General features: G+C 49.5%; 22 protein-coding genes. 10 read left to right on the top strand and 12 right to left on the bottom strand.

The features are described from left to right. Nucleotides 1-59: 59 nt before the first annotated feature. The 7 genes from glmS to ACTHS8_RS09915 form a co-directional block, all read right to left on the bottom strand. The gene (glmS, locus tag ACTHS8_RS09945) at nt 60-1898 is read right to left on the bottom strand and encodes a glutamine--fructose-6-phosphate transaminase (isomerizing) (RefSeq protein WP_440373613.1); all 1839 of its coding nucleotides are present in this window, start codon (nt 1896-1898) and stop codon (nt 60-62) included. An 89-nt stretch (nt 1899-1987) separates the two neighbouring features. Then, complete coding sequence (locus ACTHS8_RS09940; protein ID WP_440373612.1) at nt 1988-3109, bottom strand: hypothetical protein; 1122 nt, start codon at nt 3107-3109, stop codon at nt 1988-1990. 13 nt (nt 3110-3122) lie between these two features. Then, the gene (locus ACTHS8_RS09935) at nt 3123-3518 is read right to left on the bottom strand and encodes a hypothetical protein (protein WP_231900213.1); all 396 of its coding nucleotides are present in this window, start codon (nt 3516-3518) and stop codon (nt 3123-3125) included. A gap of 23 nt (nt 3519-3541) precedes the next feature. Further along, nucleotides 3542-4066 (bottom strand): hypothetical protein, encoded by a 525-nt coding sequence (locus tag ACTHS8_RS09930; RefSeq protein ID WP_063076310.1) that lies wholly within the window; start codon nt 4064-4066, stop codon nt 3542-3544. Nucleotides 4067-4110: 44 nt separating this feature from the next. Next, nucleotides 4111-5484 (bottom strand): bifunctional UDP-N-acetylglucosamine diphosphorylase/glucosamine-1-phosphate N-acetyltransferase GlmU, encoded by a 1374-nt coding sequence (gene glmU / locus ACTHS8_RS09925; RefSeq protein WP_440373611.1) that lies wholly within the window; start codon nt 5482-5484, stop codon nt 4111-4113. Between the two features lie 98 nt (nt 5485-5582). After that, nucleotides 5583-5867, bottom strand: coding sequence for a hypothetical protein (locus ACTHS8_RS09920; RefSeq protein ID WP_107848681.1), 285 nt, complete (start codon nt 5865-5867; stop codon nt 5583-5585). A gap of 61 nt (nt 5868-5928) precedes the next feature. After that, nucleotides 5929-6576, bottom strand: a complete 648-nt coding sequence (locus tag ACTHS8_RS09915) for a pyrimidine 5'-nucleotidase (RefSeq protein ID WP_440373610.1) — start codon at nt 6574-6576, stop codon at nt 5929-5931. Between the two features lie 64 nt (nt 6577-6640). On the opposite strand from ACTHS8_RS09915, the gene ACTHS8_RS09910 reads away from it, so the two are divergent. The 5 genes from ACTHS8_RS09910 (at nt 6641) to ACTHS8_RS09890 (ending at nt 11072) form a co-directional block, all read left to right on the top strand. After that, nucleotides 6641-7642, top strand: a complete 1002-nt coding sequence (locus tag ACTHS8_RS09910; RefSeq protein WP_440373609.1) for a thiamine ABC transporter substrate-binding protein — start codon at nt 6641-6643, stop codon at nt 7640-7642. Nucleotides 7643-7753: 111 nt separating this feature from the next. Continuing rightward, nucleotides 7754-8599 carry a mechanosensitive ion channel family protein gene (locus ACTHS8_RS09905; RefSeq protein ID WP_440373608.1) on the top strand — a complete coding sequence of 282 codons (846 nt, stop codon included), beginning with the start codon at nt 7754-7756 and terminating at the stop codon, nt 8597-8599. Nucleotides 8600-8675: 76 nt separating this feature from the next. Then, complete coding sequence (locus ACTHS8_RS09900) at nt 8676-9143, top strand: CinA family protein (protein WP_070822553.1); 468 nt, start codon at nt 8676-8678, stop codon at nt 9141-9143. A gap of 135 nt (nt 9144-9278) precedes the next feature. Continuing rightward, the gene (locus ACTHS8_RS09895; RefSeq protein WP_308882021.1) at nt 9279-9956 is read left to right on the top strand and encodes a hypothetical protein; all 678 of its coding nucleotides are present in this window, start codon (nt 9279-9281) and stop codon (nt 9954-9956) included. Nucleotides 9957-9989: 33 nt separating this feature from the next. Next, nucleotides 9990-11072: a hypothetical protein gene (locus ACTHS8_RS09890; protein WP_240683660.1), complete on the top strand. Its 1083-nt coding sequence runs from the start codon at nt 9990-9992 to the stop codon at nt 11070-11072. Between the two features lie 72 nt (nt 11073-11144). On the opposite strand, the gene efeB is transcribed toward ACTHS8_RS09890, so the two are convergent. The 3 genes from efeB to efeU all read right to left on the bottom strand — a co-directional run bounded on the left by efeB (nt 11145) and on the right by efeU (nt 14549). Then, a complete protein-coding gene (gene efeB / locus ACTHS8_RS09885; RefSeq protein WP_070631554.1) occupies nt 11145-12410 on the bottom strand; it encodes an iron uptake transporter deferrochelatase/peroxidase subunit in 1266 nt (421 codons plus the stop codon). Between the two features lie 135 nt (nt 12411-12545). Beyond that, nucleotides 12546-13712: an iron uptake system protein EfeO gene (efeO, locus tag ACTHS8_RS09880; protein WP_049335642.1), complete on the bottom strand. Its 1167-nt coding sequence runs from the start codon at nt 13710-13712 to the stop codon at nt 12546-12548. Between the two features lie 12 nt (nt 13713-13724). Continuing rightward, nucleotides 13725-14549 carry an iron uptake transporter permease EfeU gene (gene efeU / locus ACTHS8_RS09875; protein WP_070584521.1) on the bottom strand — a complete coding sequence of 275 codons (825 nt, stop codon included), beginning with the start codon at nt 14547-14549 and terminating at the stop codon, nt 13725-13727. 381 nt (nt 14550-14930) lie between these two features. On the opposite strand from efeU, the gene ACTHS8_RS09870 reads away from it, so the two are divergent. The 3 genes from ACTHS8_RS09870 to ACTHS8_RS09860 all read left to right on the top strand — a co-directional run bounded on the left by ACTHS8_RS09870 (nt 14931) and on the right by ACTHS8_RS09860 (nt 16948). Continuing rightward, complete coding sequence (locus ACTHS8_RS09870) at nt 14931-16106, top strand: cytochrome-c peroxidase (RefSeq protein WP_063068630.1); 1176 nt, start codon at nt 14931-14933, stop codon at nt 16104-16106. A gap of 138 nt (nt 16107-16244) precedes the next feature. Further along, nucleotides 16245-16574 (top strand): FKBP-type peptidyl-prolyl cis-trans isomerase, encoded by a 330-nt coding sequence (locus ACTHS8_RS09865; RefSeq protein ID WP_094192864.1) that lies wholly within the window; start codon nt 16245-16247, stop codon nt 16572-16574. Between the two features lie 125 nt (nt 16575-16699). Further along, nucleotides 16700-16948, top strand: a complete 249-nt coding sequence (locus ACTHS8_RS09860; protein ID WP_003686612.1) for a BolA family protein — start codon at nt 16700-16702, stop codon at nt 16946-16948. 66 nt (nt 16949-17014) lie between these two features. Here the strand turns inward: ACTHS8_RS09860 and ACTHS8_RS09855 are convergent, their stop codons facing one another. Further along, nucleotides 17015-17821, bottom strand: coding sequence for a methyltransferase (locus ACTHS8_RS09855; RefSeq protein ID WP_440373607.1), 807 nt, complete (start codon nt 17819-17821; stop codon nt 17015-17017). Between the two features lie 60 nt (nt 17822-17881). Further along, nucleotides 17882-18628, bottom strand: a complete 747-nt coding sequence (gene bioH / locus ACTHS8_RS09850) for a pimeloyl-ACP methyl ester esterase BioH (protein WP_107723936.1) — start codon at nt 18626-18628, stop codon at nt 17882-17884. Between bioH and ACTHS8_RS09845 the strand changes: the two genes are divergently transcribed. Both ACTHS8_RS09845 and trmL read left to right on the top strand, forming a co-directional pair. Then, nucleotides 18627-19343: a ComF family protein gene (locus ACTHS8_RS09845; protein WP_440373606.1), complete on the top strand. Its 717-nt coding sequence runs from the start codon at nt 18627-18629 to the stop codon at nt 19341-19343. The two genes, bioH and ACTHS8_RS09845, sit on opposite strands and share 2 nt — an antisense overlap. 63 nt (nt 19344-19406) lie before the next feature. Next, nucleotides 19407-19871 carry a tRNA (uridine(34)/cytosine(34)/5-carboxymethylaminomethyluridine(34)-2'-O)-methyltransferase TrmL gene (trmL, locus tag ACTHS8_RS09840; RefSeq protein WP_070461542.1) on the top strand — a complete coding sequence of 155 codons (465 nt, stop codon included), beginning with the start codon at nt 19407-19409 and terminating at the stop codon, nt 19869-19871. Nucleotides 19872-19876 lie beyond the last annotated feature (5 nt).

Here is a 19876-nt window from a genome sequence, read left to right as displayed (position 1 = left end):
ATTAATAATTAAGGTCGTCTGAAACTTTTCAGACGACCTTTTATCGTTCAAGCTAGGCTTTACTCAACCGTTACCGATTTAGCCAAGTTGCGCGGTTTGTCCACGTCTGTACCGCGTGCGAGGGCGGCGTGGTAAGACAGGAGCTGCACGGGGATGGTATGCACAATCGGCGAGAGTACGCCGACGTGGCGTGGGGCGCGGATAACGTGCACGCCTTCGGTGGCGTTGAAGTTGCTGTCGAGGTCGGCGAAGACGAACAATTCGCCGCCGCGTGCGCCGACTTCCTGCATATTGGCTTTTACTTTATCCAACAGGCTGTCGTTCGGGGCAATCACGACAACGGGCATGTTCTCGTCCACCAATGCCAACGGGCCGTGTTTCAGCTCACCCGCAGGATAAGCTTCGGCGTGGATGTAGGTGATTTCTTTCAGCTTCAACGCGCCTTCGAGGGCAATCGGGAAGTGGATGCCGCGGCCTAAAAACAATGCGCTGTTTTTCTTAGCAAATTTTTGCGCCCACGCGGCGATTTGCGGTTCAAGGTTGAGAGCGTGCTGGATACTGCCAGGCAGTTGGCGCAGCTCTTCGACGTATTCATGCGCTTTTTCGGCGGAAACAAAGCCGCGCTGTTTGCCCAGCGTTACCGCCAAGCCGAACAATACAACCAGTTGCGTAGTGAACGCCTTGGTGGAGGCGACGCCGATTTCTGCACCGGCGCGGGTATACAGCACCAATTCGCTCTCGCGCGGCAGGGCGGATTCCATAACGTTGCAGATGGACAGGCTGTGTTTGTGTCCCAAAGACTGCGCGTATTTCAGGGCTTCCATGGTATCCAAGGTTTCGCCGGATTGGGAAATGGTGATGATCAATTGTTTCGGATCGGCAATCACGTCGCGGTAGCGATATTCGCTGGCGATTTCGACGTCGGTCGGGATTTTGGCGATGGATTCGAGCCAGTACTTGGCGGTCAGCGCGGCGTAGTAGGACGTGCCGCAGGCGAGGATTTTGATGCTGCTGATGTCGTCGAACACTTCGCGTGCGTTCACGCCGAAGTTTTCAGGTTCGAAGCCGCCGTCAAGGAAGACTTCGGCGGTATCGGCGATGGCGCGCGGTTGTTCGTGGATTTCTTTTTGCATGAAGTGGCTGTATGGGCCCAACTCCAAAGAAGCCAGAGACAACTCTGACACTTTAATCGCGCGTTCGGTTTGCGCACCGGTTTTGTCGAGCAGTTTTTCGATACCGTTTGCGTTCAGCAGGGCGATGTCGCCGTCTTCCAAGTAAGCGATGCGGCGGGTAAAGGCGATGACGGCGGATACGTCGGAAGCGATAAAGGTTTCTTGGTCGCCCAAGGCCACCAACAGCGGACAGCCCATACGCGCAACAACCATTTGTTCAGGGTTGTCTTGTGCGATAACGGCAATGGCGTATGCGCCGTGGAAACGGGCAGTCGCAGCTTGGACGGCTTCAAACAGTTTGCCGCCGTTTTGTGTGTATTCGTGGTTGACGCTGTGGGCGATGACTTCGGTATCGGTTTGCGATTCGAAGGTGTAACCCAACGCTTGCAGGCGTTCGCGTTCGGCTTCAAAGTTTTCGATGATGCCGTTGTGGACAACCGCGATCATGCCGCCGGAAATGTGGGGGTGGGCGTTAGGCTCGGTTACACCGCCGTGGGTTGCCCAACGGGTATGGCCGATGCCGATATGGCCGAACACGCCTTTTTCGCGTGCCGCATCTTCCATCAGCTGCACACGGCCGACACGGCGGACGCGTTTGATTTTGCCGTCCATGTTTACGGCGATACCCGACGAATCGTAGCCTCGGTATTCAAGGCGTTTGAGACCGTCGGTCAGAAAATCGACTACATTGTGATTGGCGCGAATAGCACCTACGATACCGCACATATAAGTTCCTTAGTATCAAAAGTTTGAGAAAATCTACGCCACTGACTTTCAGACGGCATAGGGGATTACTTCAATTTGCAACGTCATTATTATCCAAGGGAACGACCACCAAAACTTTGCTCATTTGCTTTCTGTTGTACTTCTTGAGCCATATTTTGTTGTTCTTGTATTATTTTTTCTTGAACTTTGGCATCTAAAGCAGCAACAATATTTTTGTTATCGGCAATAACTTGCTTAGTAAATGAACCATCTTTATCACTTATAAGATTATCAATTAGTGCGCTAAAATCATCACGTGAAACCTGAGCACTTACTTTTTTACCTTCTTCTCGTTTAATTTTATTAATAGATTTCTCAGGATCATTAAATAATTTTCTAATTTCATCATAACTATTTTTTTTATCTCCTTCTAATTTCGAAGGATTTTCAAGAGGATTCGTTTTAACACTATCCCACTCATCAAATAAAATATTATTTTTTCCCATTTTATTTAATTGAGAAATTAGAATTGCACCTAAGACAGCTTCTTTTCTACCAGTTTCTATATAGTCATTCTTGGCCTCAAGAATACTATCAATTCTATTATTTACCTCATTAACTGAATGAAATTTACCATTTTTAATTTCTTGTAATACTGTTCTCCCATTGCGTTCACTTTGATTGTAAAGTTTTGAAGTTACTGCTACTAATTGTATTTTGTCATCAAAAGACAATTTTTTATATAACTCTGTCTCTTGCAAAGGAGTAAAAATATTTTTCTCAATCTTATTAATCTGTTTTACATCTCGGGTATGAACCCAAGTAATTCCATCTTTACTACTGAAGAATTGATCAAATCTAGCCTTAAACTCAGCTGGTAACGGTCTTCCATCTTCTTTTTTTATCTCTCTACCTGTCCTTCCTAAATCATGAATAATATCCTTTTCTTGTTTTTCAGAAAGTTTCCATTCAGGTTTTGTCTCTAAAGCCCATTTTTGATATGCATCAACCAAATCTTTTACAACTTCGGGATGCTGTCCTAAATCGGTTTGTATCGTTCCGATAGAATATCCACTATTCCCAACAGGATATAATTTCCCATTTTTAGTATTTGCTGCTATAACTAATTTATAAGCATTTGACTTGGATTCAGAAGAAACACCTACTGCAAAATAAGCTATTGTTTGAAAATCTTCTTTACTTAATGTTTTTTGTTGATTATTCGACACCATGATTTAAAAATCCTTATTTAACCAAAATAAATTCATTACCCTTTTTATATTCTTTATTATTGTTTTTATAATATTCAATAATTTTATTATTATCTATAATAAAATAACTTTCGTTATTGTTATATTTAGGACAAGATTTATACCAGTTATTTCCCTCATCAGAACAATAACTTAAAAATAGTTTATTTCCCTTTACATATCCTTTTAATTTTCCACTTCCCCCGCTACCTGTCGAAATTCCCTCATTCCATACTCCTGTAACTGAATTACCCTCCTGCTTAAGAACCAATTCTTTCCCTCCCACAGTATCTCCAATCTGATCAGTATATGACCAAGTACCAGAAAAAGATGATGGACGAGCACATGCCATCAACGAGATTAATAAAAAAATTGAAATATACTTTTTCATTTCTTACTCCATAAATGCTGCTTTTACCGTTTATGAATAACTCTATACCCATTTTCTCCAGCTTTACTTGTCCTCGCGCATAAATCATTTCCGCAACGAACAATATCTGCTTGATTAATCCGTGTAACCATATCTGCATCAATTTTCTTACTCTGAATAATACCCGAATAAAACCAAACCAATGCAATTCCCCCAATAACCAACGTTGCCAATGTCAACGATGTAACCCATACTGAACGGGAAGAAATTTTATTATTTTCCTCCTGTACTTTCCGAAGGTAGCCATTAAACTCTCTAACTTGATCTGCCATCTGATTACGGGCTTTTTCCATATCTTTTACATAAGCATAAACAGCTTGAGAGACTTCTTTTGTTACTTCCTCCCTAATCATCTGAACAAGCATACGACGTTGTTCAATTAAAGATTTGTCTAACTCATTTCGAACATCATTCACAAGTTTTTCACTATTGTCTCGATATGCAACCATTAATCTAGATGTCTCGATAACCAAACTTCGAGCTTGTTCTATATCAGTGTTTTCTTCCATTATACGTCCTATAAGAATTAAGTCTTTCTTATTTTCAGGCGGTTTTACTTCTTATCGCCTTTTTCCGGACGCACCCAGCCTTCGATGACGGTTTGGCGGGAACGGGCGAGAACGAGTTTGCCGTCTTCGCAGTTGTGGGTAATCGCACTGCCCGCGCCTGTCGTTACTTTGTTGCCGAGGGTGACAGGGGCAACCAGTACGCAGTTTGAACCGATGCGCACTTCGTCGCCGATGATGGTTTTGTGTTTGTTCACGCCGTCGTAGTTGGCAATAATCGTGCCGGCGCCGAAGTTGGTTTTGCTGCCGATCTCGGCATCACCGATGTAGGTGAGGTGGTTGGCTTTGGTGCCGTTGCCGATGGTGGCGTTTTTGACTTCGACGAAGTTGCCGATGTGTACGTCGTCGGCCAGTTTGGCTTGCGGACGCAAACGGGCGTATGGGCCGATTTGGTTGTTTTCGCCGACTTCGCAACCTTCAAAATGGGAGAATGGGGCGATTTTGGTGTTGGCACCGATTTTGGCATTTTTGATCACGCAGTTGGCACCGATTTCGACGTTGTCGCCGAGTTCGACTTCGCCTTCGATGACGACGTTGACGTCAATCACGACATCTTGTCCGTGTTTCAGACGGCCTCGTAAATCGAAACGTGCCGGATCGCGCAGGGTGACGCCTGCTTTGAGCAATTCTTGCGCCTGTTCGGTTTGGAAAATGCGCTCGAGTTCGGCCAGTTGGAGTTTGTTGTTCACGCCGGCGGCCAGATGGGAGGCGCGGACTTGGACGGGATGAACTTTGATGCCGTCGGCAACGGCTTTGGCGATGAGGTCGGTCAGATAGTATTCGCCTTGGGCATTGTTGCTGGAAAGGCTGTTCAACCAAGCTTCGAGTTTGGCGTTGGGCAGAACCAAAATGCCGGTATTGATTTCTTTCACGGCTTTTTGGGCGGCATCGGCGTCTTTTTCTTCGACAATGGCGGTAACGTTGCCGTTGCTGTCGCGGATGATGCGGCCCAAGCCTGTCGGGTCGTTGGGCACGTCGGTCAACAGGCCGACTTCGTTGCCTGCGGCTTCGAGCAGGGTTTCGAGGGTGGCGGCGTCAATCAGGGGGACATCGCCGTACAACACCAGCGTGCGGCCTTCGGCAGACAGGTGCGGCAGGGCGGTTTTGACGGCGTGGCCGGTACCGAGCTGTTCGGTTTGTTCAACCCAAACGACATCGCGTTTGACGGTGTCCAAGACCTGCTCTTTGCCGTGGCCGATGACGACGCAGATGTTTTGGGGATTCAGGGAGGCGGCGGTGTCGATAACGCGCTCAACCATGGGAAGGCCGCCGATGCGGTGCAGCACTTTGGGCATTTTGGAGTACATGCGCGTGCCTTTGCCGGCGGCGAGGATGACGATATTTAAAGCTGTCTGAGCCATGATACGGTTTCCGTTGTCGTTGTTTGAGGCCGTCTGAAAAGTGGGGCAACAAGTGTTGGTTATTTTTCACTCCGTTTCAGACGGCCTTGGGGATATTGTTATTCGGTTGCTGGCTGTTGGTTGGCAAATTGCGGTTTTTGCCAGTGCTGGCCGCGTTCGCCGTGTTCAGCATGATCCGCTTGATTGGATTGGACGGCGCGGCGCTCTGGGCGGAACTGGTTGTAATTCATGTTTTTAGAATAAGTACCGTCCTGATAAACGATAGGTGTGCCGGTAGCATATTTTTGGCGTACGGCGGTACGGCCGGATTCATTGGTGTAGGTTTCCCAAGAGCAACCGGCCAAAACGGCGGCGGCGGTCAGAATTAAAGCGAGTTTATGCATGATGTTGTCCTTGTTTTTAAATGTCGGCAATACCGTGTATTGTACTTGTTTTTGCAAAACTTCACGGCAGTTTTGTGCAAACTTCAAGCAAACCCTGCATATCTTTCGCTATGCCGTCGGCAAATGGCAACGGATGGGCTTTTTCGCCGTACCAAACGGTCTTCATGCCCAAGGCTTTGGCTTGGTGCAGATTGTCGGCGCTGTCGTCCACCATGATGCACTGTTCGGGTTTGACGCCCAATAGGCGGCAGACGTTGAGATAGGCCTGCGGATTGGGTTTGTAGAGCAGGCCGAAGTCGTCCGTGCCGAACAAGCCGTCAAAATGCGCTTCCAAGCCCAACGCTTCAACCAATGCGCGGACATAAAACGAAGGCCCATTGGAAAATACGGCTTTTCGCCCTTTCAGACGGCCTAAAACATTATCAGTTCCATCCATACCCTCCACCTTTACCAAAATTTGCTTAAGTGGATGACTTTCAAGCAAAAATTCATCGATATCAACTTCGGGATGGTGGATTTGCAAACCAGCAAGCGTCGCGCCGTATCGGTGCCAATAATCTTGGCGCAGTTGGGAGGCGGCTTCTTCGGAAAGCTTCAGACGGCCTGCCATGTATTCGGTCATGGCGCGGTTGATGATGTAGAAAATGCCGGCTTCGGCATTGTGCAAAGTATTGTCGAGGTCAAACAGCCAAACGGGAGAATGATTCATATCGTGCCTTGATATGCAGATTTTGTTATGATATTTCGTATTTTACCCGCACAAAGGAAAGAGAATGAAACTGAAATTGTCCGCAGTGGCTCTATTACTGGCCTCGGCAAACCTGTACGCCCAAACCGAAGTGCGTTTGGCCGTGCACAAATCCTTCAGCCTGCCCCAATCCGTCATCGCGCAATTTGAAAAAGCCAACGATGCCAAAGTGTCCGTCATCAAGGCAGGCAGTGGCAACGAAATGCTCAACAAGCTGATTTTGAGCAAGGCCAACCCGATTGCCGATGCGGTTTACGGTTTGGACAACGCCAACATCGGCAAAGCCAAATCCGCCGGCATCCTCGCCGCCAACCAACCCAAATCCGCGCCCGTAACCGCTTCCCTGCCCGATGCGCTGGCTGTCGATTACGCCTATGTTGCCATCAACTACGACAAAAAATGGTTTGAACAGAAAAAACTGCCCCTGCCGCAAACCCTGCAAGATTTGACCAAACCGGAATATAAAAACCTTCTGGTAACCCCGTCTCCCGCCACATCATCGCCCGGCCTCTCCTTCCTCTTGGCCAACATCGGCGGCATGGGTGAAGAAGGCGCGTTCAAATGGTGGGCGCAAATGCGCCAAAACGGCGTGAAAGTCGCCAAAGGCTGGAGCGAAGCCTACTACACCGACTTTACCCAAAACGGCGGCGCTTATCCCCTTGTGGTCAGCTATGCCACCAGCCCGGCTGCCGAAGTCCACTACTCCAAAGGCAAATACAGCACCCCGCCCACCGGCAACCTCTTCCTCAAAGGCGGCACATTCCGCCAAGTTGAAGGCGCGGCCGTTTTGAAAGGTGCAAAACAACCCGAACTGGCGGCCAAACTGGTGAGCTGGCTGCAAAGCGGCGAAGTGCAAAAAGCCCTGCCTGCCGAAATGTGGGTTTATCCGGCTGCCAAAAACACGCCGCTGCCCAAAGTATTCGAGTTTGCCCAAACCCCGAAACACAGCGATTCCCCCAACCGCACCGACATCAACACCAAACAAAAACAATGGGTGAGCCGTTGGAGCAAAACCGTTTTACGTTAAACCGAAAAACTTAAAAACACATCAAGGCCGTCTGAAAAAACAAATCATTAGTTTTTCAGACGGCCTTGTTTTACAATGACCTTTTAAACAACTTCACACGCACACACAATTATGAATTTCGATCTTCAATCCCTCTCCCCCTTCTCCAGTTGGGAACAACTCGCCCAAACCGGCATGTCTTTCGGCACGAACCTGCTGGCCGCCTTAGCCATCTTCTTTATCGGCCGCTGGGTCACCACGCGCGTGGTGACACTGATGAAAACCGCACTGACGCGCGCCAAAGTCGATAAAACGCTGGTCAGCTTCCTCGGCAACGTCGCCAACATCGGCCTGCTGATCCTCATCATCATCGCCGCACTGGGTAAACTCGGTATTCCGACCACTTCCGTGACCGCCTTGATCGGTGGCGCAGGCTTGGCCGTGGCTTTGTCTTTGAAAGACCAACTGTCCAACTTCGCCGCCGGCGTGCTGATTATCCTGTTCCGCCCGTTTAAAGTCGGCGACTTTATCCGCGTCAACGGTTTTGAAGGCATCGTCCGAGAAATCAAAATGGTGCAGACCTCTTTAAGCACGCCGGACAACGAAGAAGTCGTCCTACCCAACAGCGTGGTCATGACCAACAGCATCACCAACCGCTCCTCCCTGCCCCTGTGCCGCGCCCAAGTCGTTGTCGGCGTCGATTACGCCTGCGACTTGAAAGCCGCCAAAGCCGCCGTATTGAGAGCGGCAATCGAGCATCCATTGTGTGTTCAAACCGAAGAACGACCTGCCGTCGTATACATTACCAACCTTGGCGACAGCGCCATCGAAATCACCCTTTGGGCGTGGACGCAAGAAGAAAATCTCGGCCCATTCCGATTCGCCCTGAACGAGCAGATCGTCGAAAATCTGCGCGAAGCCAACATCAACATCCCATTCCCGCAACGCGATGTCCACCTCATTCAGCCGAAAGACTGATTTCAGCTTTCAGGCCGTCTGAAACCCGGCGGGTCAAACGCCCGCCCCATTCCACCCTTTTCCATAAGGAGCCGCCATGTCCCATCTGCAAACCATCGCCGAACACCTGACCAGCCGCCGCCAAACCGTTACCTGCGCCGAGTCCTGCACCGGCGGCCTGCTTGCAGGTGCGCTGACTTCCCTCTCTGGCAGCTCGCAATGGTTTCATCAAAGCTTCGTCACATACAGCAACCAAGCCAAACAAGACCGCCTCGGCGTCATGCCCGACACCTTGCTGAAACACGGCGCGGTCAGCCGCGAGACTGTCTATGAAATGGCACGCGGCGCAAAAGCCGTGGCGCAGGCAGATTACGCCTTGAGTATTTCCGGCATTGCCGGCCCTAGCGGCGGCAGCGCGGCCAAACCGGTCGGCACAGTCTGGTTCGGCCTGGCCACGCCCGAAGGCTCGTTTGAGCAAACCGCGCTTTTCACAGGCGACCGCGAAGCAGTAAGGGCGCAAGCCGTCGAATACGCATTGGCTTTCTTGGCGGAACATTTGGTTTGATAGAAAAAACTCAGGCCGTCTGAAATCTGGAAATCAGGTTTCAGACGGCCTTTCACAAATTAAGATATTTAAAGCTTTAATGGTATATACTTAATCATATTTTTTACTATCAATCGGAAATATAAAGGAAAAATAATGAACAAAACAAAAAAATATACACTGGCCCTTTTAGGTTTTTTTACAACTTTTTTAAGTGCCTGTTCCCAATATGGCGATCCATATAAAGACGTACCGAAAGAAATTAACGGACATCCTGTATACGAGGTGCCGTTCGAGCAGCCTTTGATTATCGACCCGAAGAAGGAACAGGTGTTTTATTTCAAATTGAAAAAAAAACCAAAAGCCCTCGAAACGAACTATGCAGTCTATATTATGGCAATGTTTCCATTTGAAGATAAAAAATATTACGATATTGAAAAGGGAGTGGATATGAATGATTATTTAATTAAAAATAAATTGCTAAATTTTGAAACTTCTCTAACTCATTTAGATAAAAACAAGAAAGAAACTCAAATAAGCCTGAGTAATAATTTTATTCATTATGCTGAATTACCAAAAATTAATAATGATTATGCGAATGCCGTTAGATTCAAGAATAACCAAACTCAATTTGTTGCCGATGAATCTATTGCTCACTCGTCTCACACATTTAATGGAGAAGAATTCAGTATCCGAGAAAATGCGATGGCTTGGTTTCTGATACAGGAAAAAGGAGGTTATTACAGACTTAAAATCAGACCGCTGCAAAACTTCCCTAATTATCCAAAGCTCCGCCTGTCCGTGTCCGTCAATACCCAACCGTATTACAAATAATTTAACCCTGAAATTCTGACCAAAGGAAAAATTATGAACAATCAAAAGAAATACACCCTGACAATTTATGTGGCAGGCGCAGGTACGCCTCTGGAGAAAGACGGAAAACCTTGGATGGAGAATGGCAAGCAACTAACCTCTGATCCAGGTCATGTTTTCTACGGTATTAGCGAAGATGGTGGTCAAACAATCAAGGCCTACGGTTTTGCACCGCCACACGGTTCTGCAAAATTCGATTGGTACTCTCCCGACAAACCGGGCAAAGTTCAAGAGGACGAACATAAAGTTTACAGTCAGCAGGTGTATCGGAAAACTATAGCCATCACACAGGCACAATATGACAGACTTAAAGATTTTGGAGAAGCCCCAAAAAAATATAGTTTTAATTCAGATATCTACAACTGGAACAGCCGAAGCTGCATCGATTTCGTCTATGCCGCATTAAATGCCAGCAACGTTTATTCCACTCACAGCAAAGATTTATACAGGAACGGTCAGAAAATCGGTACGATTAATACTTCCAAAAAAGCGGCAACCAAAGTATTGGGCAATATTCCCGAATTTGAAAAGATCCCGAATACCATTTCCCGTTATCCTGCAGGAAAAAATATCGATGAGTTAATGGAAAATGTATACAAGCTAATGCCTGAGAGAACTTTTATCCAACGATACATTTTAACTGAAAATCAACGCGAACAAGGGCATCGATACGCACAGGTTAGCATCGATGGGGATATTCTAAAAATCAACGATATGCCTAAAACTGCCCAGGCCATCTTCCATCAGTGTAAACAGGCTTTTACTGACTTCTGTGATAAGAAAAATATTGCCTATGATAAAAATGATGTAGATAAAATTGCTATGTCATTAACCTCCGCATGCTATGTAAACAATATGCAGGACGTGTCTTTAATCAATATTAACGATAATGGGAAAGTCTCGGTCGGACACAGAGCCCCCGGATTAATAATGGCTTCTGTAGATATGTGGGAAGCGGCTAAGACGCCGGTAGAGGAAAGCCTGAGCCAAATTCAGCAAACGGCACAACGAATTGAATATGAGGAGCAACAAAAACAAATGGTGCAATCCCAATCACATGGACTGATGCTTTCTTAACTAAAAAGGCCGTCTGAAATCTGGAAATCAGGTTTCAGACGGCCTTTTTATCTATTTAAACCATCGGCGGATTTATACGCCCAAAAGCTCTTTGCCGAGGAAGCTGCCTTTTTCGACACCCGGCAGGACGAAGAAATAGCCACCGCCAAACGGGCTGATGTATTCCTCCAGCGGCTCGCCGTTGAGCAGGTTTTGCACGAAGATGAAGCCGTCGGCAAGGTTGGCCTGATAGCAGATGAATATCAAGCCGACATCGAGTTGGCCGTTGGCGGCGAGACCGCGCGAGTAGTTGAAGGCGCGACGGTAGAGCAGGTGTTTTTTCATGAACTCCGGATCGCGCGGATTGGCAAGGCGCATATGGCTGTCTTTGGGCGTGATTTTGCCGTCGGGGTCTTTGGCGAAATCGGCGGTGTCGCCTTCTTTTTTACCGTCCATGGGCGCGCCGCTGTATTTGCGCCGGCCGAAAATATCGGTTTGTTCCTGCATCGGGGTGCGGTCCCAAAACTCGACAAAGTGGCGGATGAGGCGGACGGCCTGATAGCTGCCGTTTTTCGCCCATGCCGGTTCGTCCAAGCTGTTGGCGGCAACGCCTGTCCACAGGACTTGATCGGCAACTTTGGGATCTTCGACTTTGGGATTGCCGGAGCCGTCGCGGAAACCTAAAAGATTGCGCGCGGCAATGGCGCCGGGTTCGGCTTTAGGGAGCCAACCGTCTATGCTCCAGCGGATGACGGCAAACTGGGCGGTATTTTTGATGATGTCGCGCAGGGCGGCTTGGCAGGTTTCGGGGGAAAACGCGCAAATTTGCAGGCTGAGGTCGCCGTCGCACCAAGATTTTTGGAGTTTGTCATTAGGGAAGTCGCGCATTTCTTGTAGGTGTTTCGGCTTTTTGTCTTTGAGGCCGAAGCGGTCGTCAAAGAGGCTGCTGCCGACACCGACGGTAACCGTCAATCCGTCGGGACGGAATTGTTTGCCGAGGATGCCGCTGCCTGCAGGCGGGAGTTTGTCGTCGCCGTCTTGGTATTCGCCGCCTTGGGTGAGGAATTCGATGCGGGCGGTCAAGGCGCGGAACAAGTTTTCAAGTTGTTTGGCGTCTTTGGCGGTAACGTCAAAGGCACACATGATGCCGAATAGCTGGTGTGGTGTGACAATGCCTGCCTGATGCTCGCCATAACACGGATAGGCCAGCTCGGAATGTTGGTTGTTTTGGGTTTCAGCGGCGGCTTCGCCTTGTTTTTTACCGGCAAAATAACCGGCAACGCCGATAGCGCCGGCGGCAAGGGCAGTTTTGAAAAGGGTTCGTTTTTCGGGTTGTGCCGGTTGTTTGTTTTGGCTCATGGTCTGCTCCTTGGCAGGGAACGGAAAGATTGCAATCGTGTGAAGTAAGGTCGGTTTTCAAGCATATTTTGTGTGGGCGACAATAAGATTCAGACGGCCTTTCAATATCCAAAGGCCGTCTGAAAACGCGTTATCTTATTTCAAACCCAAAATGCCGCGCAGTTTGGCCAAGTCTTCTGCCAAGGCATTAATCGGCGCCTGCAGGGCTTTGCGGTCTTCTTCGCTCAGTTTGTCATACAGCTCGAAACCGTTCGGGGTTTTGTATTTCGCCAAAATGTCTTCAACCTGTTTGAAGTTGGCATCGGTTTTTTCCAACAACGCTTTGTCTTTGGCTTCGATCAGTGGACGGAACAAATCAACGATTTTTTTGGAGCCTTCCACATTGGCTTGGAAGTCGCTCAAGTCGGTATGGCTGTAACGGTCTTCTTCGCCGCTGATTTTGCTGCCGGCCACTTCTTCAATCAGTTCGGACGCGCCGCCGACCACCTTACCCGGAGGAAACGCCAATGCGTCGATTTCTTTTTGCAGTGCTTCGACATCGGTCATCAGTTTGGCTGCAATTTCCTTCACGCCGGATACGTCTTTTTCTACCCAAAGGGCGTGTTCGATACGGTGGAAGCCGGTAAATCCGGCATCTTTCGCACCGTCTTTGAAGTCGTCTTCACGCGCATCGATGACGGGGTCGAGTTCGCTGAAAAGCTCGGCAATCGGTTCGATACGTTCGTAATGGACGCGGGTGGCGGCAAACAGGGATTTGGCCTTTTCAATGTCGCCGGCTTTAACGGCTTCGGTAAAGGTTTTGGTTTTCGCCACCAGCTCTTTAACCTCGCCTTGAACGTAAGCTTTATAGTCGGCGAGCGGTTGGGACAGTTTTTCCAAATCCGCTTCGTTGGCAGTGTCTTTGAAGCCGCTGTCGGTAACAATCAGCTTACCGCGCGGATTTGTCAACAGGCCGCAAGTCATTTCGTATTCGCCCGGCAGTAGGGTAACGGTCATTTTGTCGGATAAACCCGGGGCGATGTTTTCACGCTCGTCCACCACCATCACGCCTTTCAGGATTTCCCATTCCAGCTTGCGGCCGCTGTCGTTTTTAATGTTGAACACGACTTGGCCGCTGGGGACGGTCAATTCCATCGGTTCGCAGGCAGTATCGTTCACACCGATATTGACCGAACCGTCGGCATTGGCGGCAGCGGATGCGCCTGAAGCGGCAGGCGCGGCTTTTTCGGCTTCAGGCGGCTGACACGCGGTCAAACCCAGAGCCAGCATTACAGACAAAGCAGTCAGATTGAATTTTTTCATTTTACTTCCTTCTTATTTAGTTAACGTTTTTGCCGGCGCGCTGCCGCGCAAAAACCAAATCATGACGGGAACCAGATACAGCAGCCAAATCAGGACTTCGCCTTCGGTCGGATGGTCGGTATAGCCGAAGAAACCGCCGAGCAGCACGCCTAAAGGGCTGTCTTCATGCAAATATTTCGATGTGTCGAAAGCAATGTCCTGCATCGCATTCCATACGCCTGCCTCATGCAGCGCACGAAACGAACCGGCCAGCAGACCGGCCGCCACCACAATCAAAAACGCGCCCGTCCAACGGAAAAACTTCGCCAAGTTCAGGCGCATACCGCCCTGATAAATCAGCGTACCGATAACAACCGCCACCAACAGCCCTAATACCGCGCCTATCGGCATAGACCACGTCGGGCTTTGCTGGAACACGGCTAGCAGGAAAAACACGCTCTCCAAACCTTCGCGCGCCACAGCCAAAAACGCCATGCCGACCAAGGCCCAACCCTGGCCGCTGCCGCGGTTCAAGGCCGACTGAACAGAATCCTGAAGATGCTGTTTCATCGAACGTGCGGCCTTTTTCATCCACAAAATCATGTACGTCAGCATGGCCACAGCCACCAGGCCGATGACGCCGACCACCAATTCCTGTTCTTTTTGAGGAATCTCGCCCGTAACGGAATGAATGCCGTAACCGATACCCAAACACATGACCGAAGCCAAAAACACGCCCAGCCAAACCTTCGGCATCAGCTCGCTGTGTCCCGACTGTTTCAAAAAACTGGCAACAATACCGACGATCAGGGCGGCTTCGATGCCCTCGCGCAGCATAATCAATAAAGCAATCAGCATAAAAAACTCTAAAGTGAAACGTTCATTTGTTAACGCATTTATAACGCTTTATGTTTAATAATGCAAATTATTTTTATTTTTTAATAACCCTATATTTATTAAGATTTTTTAAAAGAAAATAACGAACATAATCAATAAAAACTAAAAGGCCGTCTGAATTTTATTTTTTCAGACGGCCTTAAAAACAGTAACTAATTGTAAATAAATAATAAAAAAGTTCCATAGTATAAAATTCTCTATCAGTTATATTTTCAAAATTTATCAAATTTAAAAGGTTGATTTACAACAAAAATTAAAACCACCTTATCTTTTATAGTTGGCATATTGCTGGTGCAATCAGCAATCCATGACATAACAAACGCATAACAAAGGAACCCTCCTATGCCACGTTTAAAACTCCACCAAATCGCTTTGGCTTTGGCCGTTTCTGCCGCGCTGACCGCCTGCGGCGAGAAAACGGCTCAAACAACCGAAACCCCTCAAGCAGCTTCTGCCGCGAGCGCTGCCGATACTGCCGCAAGCACCGCCGCCGTTTCGGCCCCTCAAAATTCCGCCGATATTTCTGCCGAAGACAAAGCCCTGTTGGAACGCGCGCAAGCTACGTTCAAACCTTTGCCTGACTTAGCCGAAATGCAAAAAGTCCGTCCGTTTACCGAAGAACAGGTCAAACTCGGCCAACAACTTTGGTACGAAAACCGCCTGTCCAAAGGCAACACCGTCAGCTGTAACTCTTGCCACAACTTGGCAACTGCCGGCGTAGACAACATGCCGACCAGCGCGGGCCACAAAAGCCAATTCGGCGGCCGTAACGCCCCAACTGCTCTGAATGCCGCCTTGTTGGGCAGCCAATTCTGGGACGGCCGTGCCGCCGATGTGGAAGAACAAGCCGGCGGCCCATTGCTCAACCCTGTTGAAATGGCCAACGCTACCGAAGCCGATGCCGCCGCCAAAATCGCCGGTATCCCTGAATACCAAGAAAAATTCAAAGCCGCATTCCCTGAAGACGGTGCGGTTTCCTTAAAAAACATCACCGCCGCATTGGGCGCGTTTGAACGTACCCTGCTGACCCCGACCCGTTGGGACGACTACCTGAAAGGCAACGTATCTGCCCTGAGCGAACAAGAACGCAAAGGCGTACGCGCATTTATGGACAACGGCTGTATCGCTTGTCACAACGGCGTCAACTTGGGCGGTACCATGTTCCAAAAATTCGGCTTGGTGGACGGTCCTTACTGGAAACATATCGACGATCCTAAACACGACAAAGGCCGTGCGGACGTAACCAAAAAAGCCGAAGACGAATTCTTCTTCCGTGTTCCCGGCTTGAGAAACGTTGAACGTACCTATCCATACTTCCACAACGGCAGCGTTTGGGAACTGGATAAAGCCGTCAACATCATGGCGAAAGCGCAATTGGGTAAAACCTTGGCTCCGGAAGACACTGAAAACATCGTTGCCTTCTTGAAAGCCCTCTCCGGCAATGTTCCAGAGTCTGCCCGAACCATGCCTGAGCTGCCCGTCTCCCACGATGTCAAATCCCAACCTGACAACAAATAAGGTTTAGCATAAAACAAGGCCGTCTGAAAATCCGTTTCAGACGGCCTTTTTGTTGCCGGCCATATGGGCGCATTTGTTTCACGATTCCACACAATATGGTAATCTTGAACCGATTTTCACCATACATCCGAAAGGAACATCATGAGCCTGATTATTGAAGACTTGCAAGAAGGCCACGGCAAAGAAGCCGTCAAAGGCAAAGAAATCACCGTACATTACACCGGCTGGTTGGAAGACGGTACCAAATTCGACTCCAGCCTCGACCGCCGTCAACCGCTGACCATCACTCTAGGCGTCGGCCAAGTAATTAAAGGTTGGGACGAAGGCTTCGGCGGCATGAAAGAAGGCGGCAAACGCAAGCTGACCATTCCTTCCGAAATGGGCTACGGCGCACACGGTGCCGGCGGCGTGATTCCTCCGCATGCGACCTTGATTTTTGAAGTCGAGCTGCTGAAAGTGTACGAATAAGCATTTGACGCTTCAAAAGACCGAGGCCGTCTGAAACCCGAAGTTTGGTTTTTCAGACGGCCTGTTTTTATCAAGATTCGGTATAATGCCTGTTTTACAAACAAACCATTTCCCAAGGAACCCTCATGCTTTTACCCGAACAAGTCAAAACCCTGATTGAAGGCGTTACCCCTTGCGAACACGTCGAAGTCGAAGGCGACGGCCATCACTTCTTCGCCGTAATCGTTTCCTCCTCATTTGAAGGCAAAGCCCGCCTCGCCCGCCACCGCCTGATTAAAGACGGTCTCAAGCCGCAACTCGAAAGCAACGAATTGCACGCGCTGTCGATTTCCGTTGCCGCCACTCCGGCCGAATGGGCTGCCAAACAGGCTTAATTCGGAATCAAACAAAAGGCCGTCTGAAACTTCAGACGGCCTTTTTGCATTCAAACCCAAGCAGCCTCAGCTTCCGGCCTGCATCTGTTTTTTCGGGAAAAACTGCACCACGTTCTCCCCTTGCGGCAACACCAATTTCTTCACGGCATGGCCGTACACGGTTTCAAGCGTGATGTTCAGACGGCCTTCGCTAGCAAAAATCTTATCCACACATTCCTTTGCCGCTTGCGGATTGCTGAACTTCAACGCATTCCACAATCCCAAGGTTTCCATGTCCTGCCAAAACGTCCCGGCTTTTTTATAGCTTAGCTCAAGCTTGGCCGTGTCGGTTACCGGATCATAAAAGCCGTTGTCGGCGAGCATATCGCCCAAGTCGTGCATATCAATCAGCGTGGGCGCTTCGCATTCGATGCCTTCATGGTTCAGACGGCCTGTCAGCTCGCTCAGGCTGTCGCGGCCAAAGTGTGTGAAAAACAATAATCCGTCGGTTTTCAAAGCAGCGGCCCAGTTTTTCAATACCGGCAAAATATCGTCGGCACGGCTGAGGCTGAGGTTGGCCCACAGCATATCGGCGGATGATTCAGGTAATGGCGCGGTCAGGGCTTGGCAATGTTGCGGAATGGTTTTGCCGGTCAGTTTCTGCCAGAAACCGCCTTTGCGCGCGGCGGCGGAGGTTTTCAAAAAGTCGGCATTCGGATCGTATTCTTCAAACACGGCGTCGGGATAACGCGCGGCCAGCAGGCTGCGGCTGATGTCGGCATCGGCACCAATCAGCATGATGCGTTTGGGTGCATTGCGGACCAGCTGCAGGCGCTCGTCGGTGTCTTGGGCGAGATGGCGGTGAATTTGCCAACGTTTGTCTTGTTCGGTCATGGTGGGTCGTGTCAGCGGGCTTTGCCCGACAATATTCTGTTTTTATGGTTGATGTTTGTTTCAGACGGCCTTTTCGACAAAATTGCGGTAGGTTTCGGCAAATTCGTCGGCATGGCTTAAAAAGGGCGCGTGTGCGGCTTTGTCGATAAGGACCAGCTCGCTGTTGCTCAAATGGCGGTGTAAATATTCGCCCATGCGCGGCGGCGTAATGGCGTCTTTCTGTCCAAACACCAGCAATGACGGCGTCTGAATCAGCGGCAACAGCGGACGCGCGTCGGCATGGTTGACCGCTTCAAGCGCGGCCTGTAAGGCGGAAGGCGTGCCGCAGCGTGCCAAATCGGGCAGCACCCGGTTTAAGATTTCGCCGGAATGGGGCGTGTGCAGCAGTTGCAGTTGTAGAAACTGTTTAATATGTTTGGCATAATCCTGCTGAAATGCACCGACCATCTTGCCCAAGGCAGGTTGTGCCAAGCCTTCCGGATAATCCGTGTCGGCAGTCAATCGGGCAAAACTTGCCGTCAGGCAGAGCGATCGGATTTTGTCGGGATAAAGCGCGGTCAGATACAGGGCAACCAGTCCGCCCAGCGACCAGCCGAGAATGTGTGCCGGCGTGTCGATTTGTCCGGCGAAGGCTTCGGCAACGGCGGCAATATCAAACGGCTCGGTAAAAGGCGCATCGCCGTGTCCGGGCAAATCAAGCGCGCGGACGTCCCAACCGGCAGGCAGGCGCGGTATCAAATCGTCGAATACATGGCGGTTCGCCGCCCAACCGTGTATCAGATAAACTTTTTTGGCGGAGTGTGGCATGAATGTTCTTTCTTGGTGGCGCAATTTGAAACGGCTCAATGCGCGACGTTGCGTATTATGCCACGATTCCGTTTCAGACGGCCTTTGCCGAGGCTGCGCAAACGATTTGACGGAATATTTTATCGACGCGGCACAAAGCTGCCCTTTGTGTTTCCGCCATATCGCGGGCGGGGCAGTGTGCGGCAATTGTCAGAAAAAGCCGCCCGCATTTGATAGAATGTGGGCCTCGCTGTATTACGAACCGCCCGTCAGCAGCATGATACGCGAGCTGAAACACTTGGCCGATTTGGGCATGAGCCGTCCTTTGGCGGATTTGATGTGCCAAAACGCACCGGACTGGCTGGCGACGGAACACTTCGATTTCGTCCTGCCCATGCCTTTGAGCAAAGAGCGGCGGCTCAAGCGCGGATTCAACCAAAGCGAGGCGTTGACGGATATTTTGGCAAAACGCTACGGCTGGACGCTGCTGCCGCGCCACACGGTTTTCAGACGGCATGGCGAGCCGCAAAGTACGCTGAAAAGCGACGAACGTCTGCGAAATATCAAGAATGTATTTGAAATCAAAGCCGAATTGCCGAAGGCGTGTAATATTCTGTTAATTGATGATGTCTTCACCACCGGCTCGACTTTAAACGAATTGGCGAAAACGCTGAAAAAATCAGACGCAAGTAAGATTTTTTGCTGGAGTTTGGCGCGTCCGCCAATGAAAAAATAGCTAAAATTTTTGACACCCATGGAACATTGCGGCATTATGCCACTCTATAAGTGATTGATTTATATGTTTACCATAGTTTTGTACCAACCCGAAATCCCGCCCAATACGGGCAATATTATCCGCCTGTGCGCCAATACCGGTGCTGATTTGCACTTGGTCAAACCGCTTGGTTTCCCTCTGGATTCGTCTAAAATGAAGCGTGCAGGTTTGGATTATCACGAGTTTGCCAAACTGACGGTACATGAGAATTTCGATGATTGCCTCAAGGCACTCGAAGGTCGCCGTATTTTCGCGCTGACCACCAAAGGCTCTACCCGCCCCGACGAAGTTTCCTTCCGAGAAGGCGACGTGTTGCTGTTTGGTCCCGAAACGCGCGGCCTGCCTGCCGAAGTTCTCGACAGCCTGCCTGCCGGACAAAAAATCCGCCTGCCGATGATGCCCGACAGCAGGAGCATGAATCTTTCCAATACCGTCGCCGTCATTCTGTTTGAAGCATGGCGACAAAACGGTTTTGCCGGCGGCGTATAACAGGC

Source organism: Neisseria sp. P0016.S008 (assembly GCF_051957775.1).
Lineage (GTDB): Bacteria > Pseudomonadota > Gammaproteobacteria > Burkholderiales > Neisseriaceae > Neisseria > Neisseria flavescens_B.
Note: the sequence above shows the minus strand (reverse complement) of the source record. Positions and strands in the feature narration are given on the sequence as shown.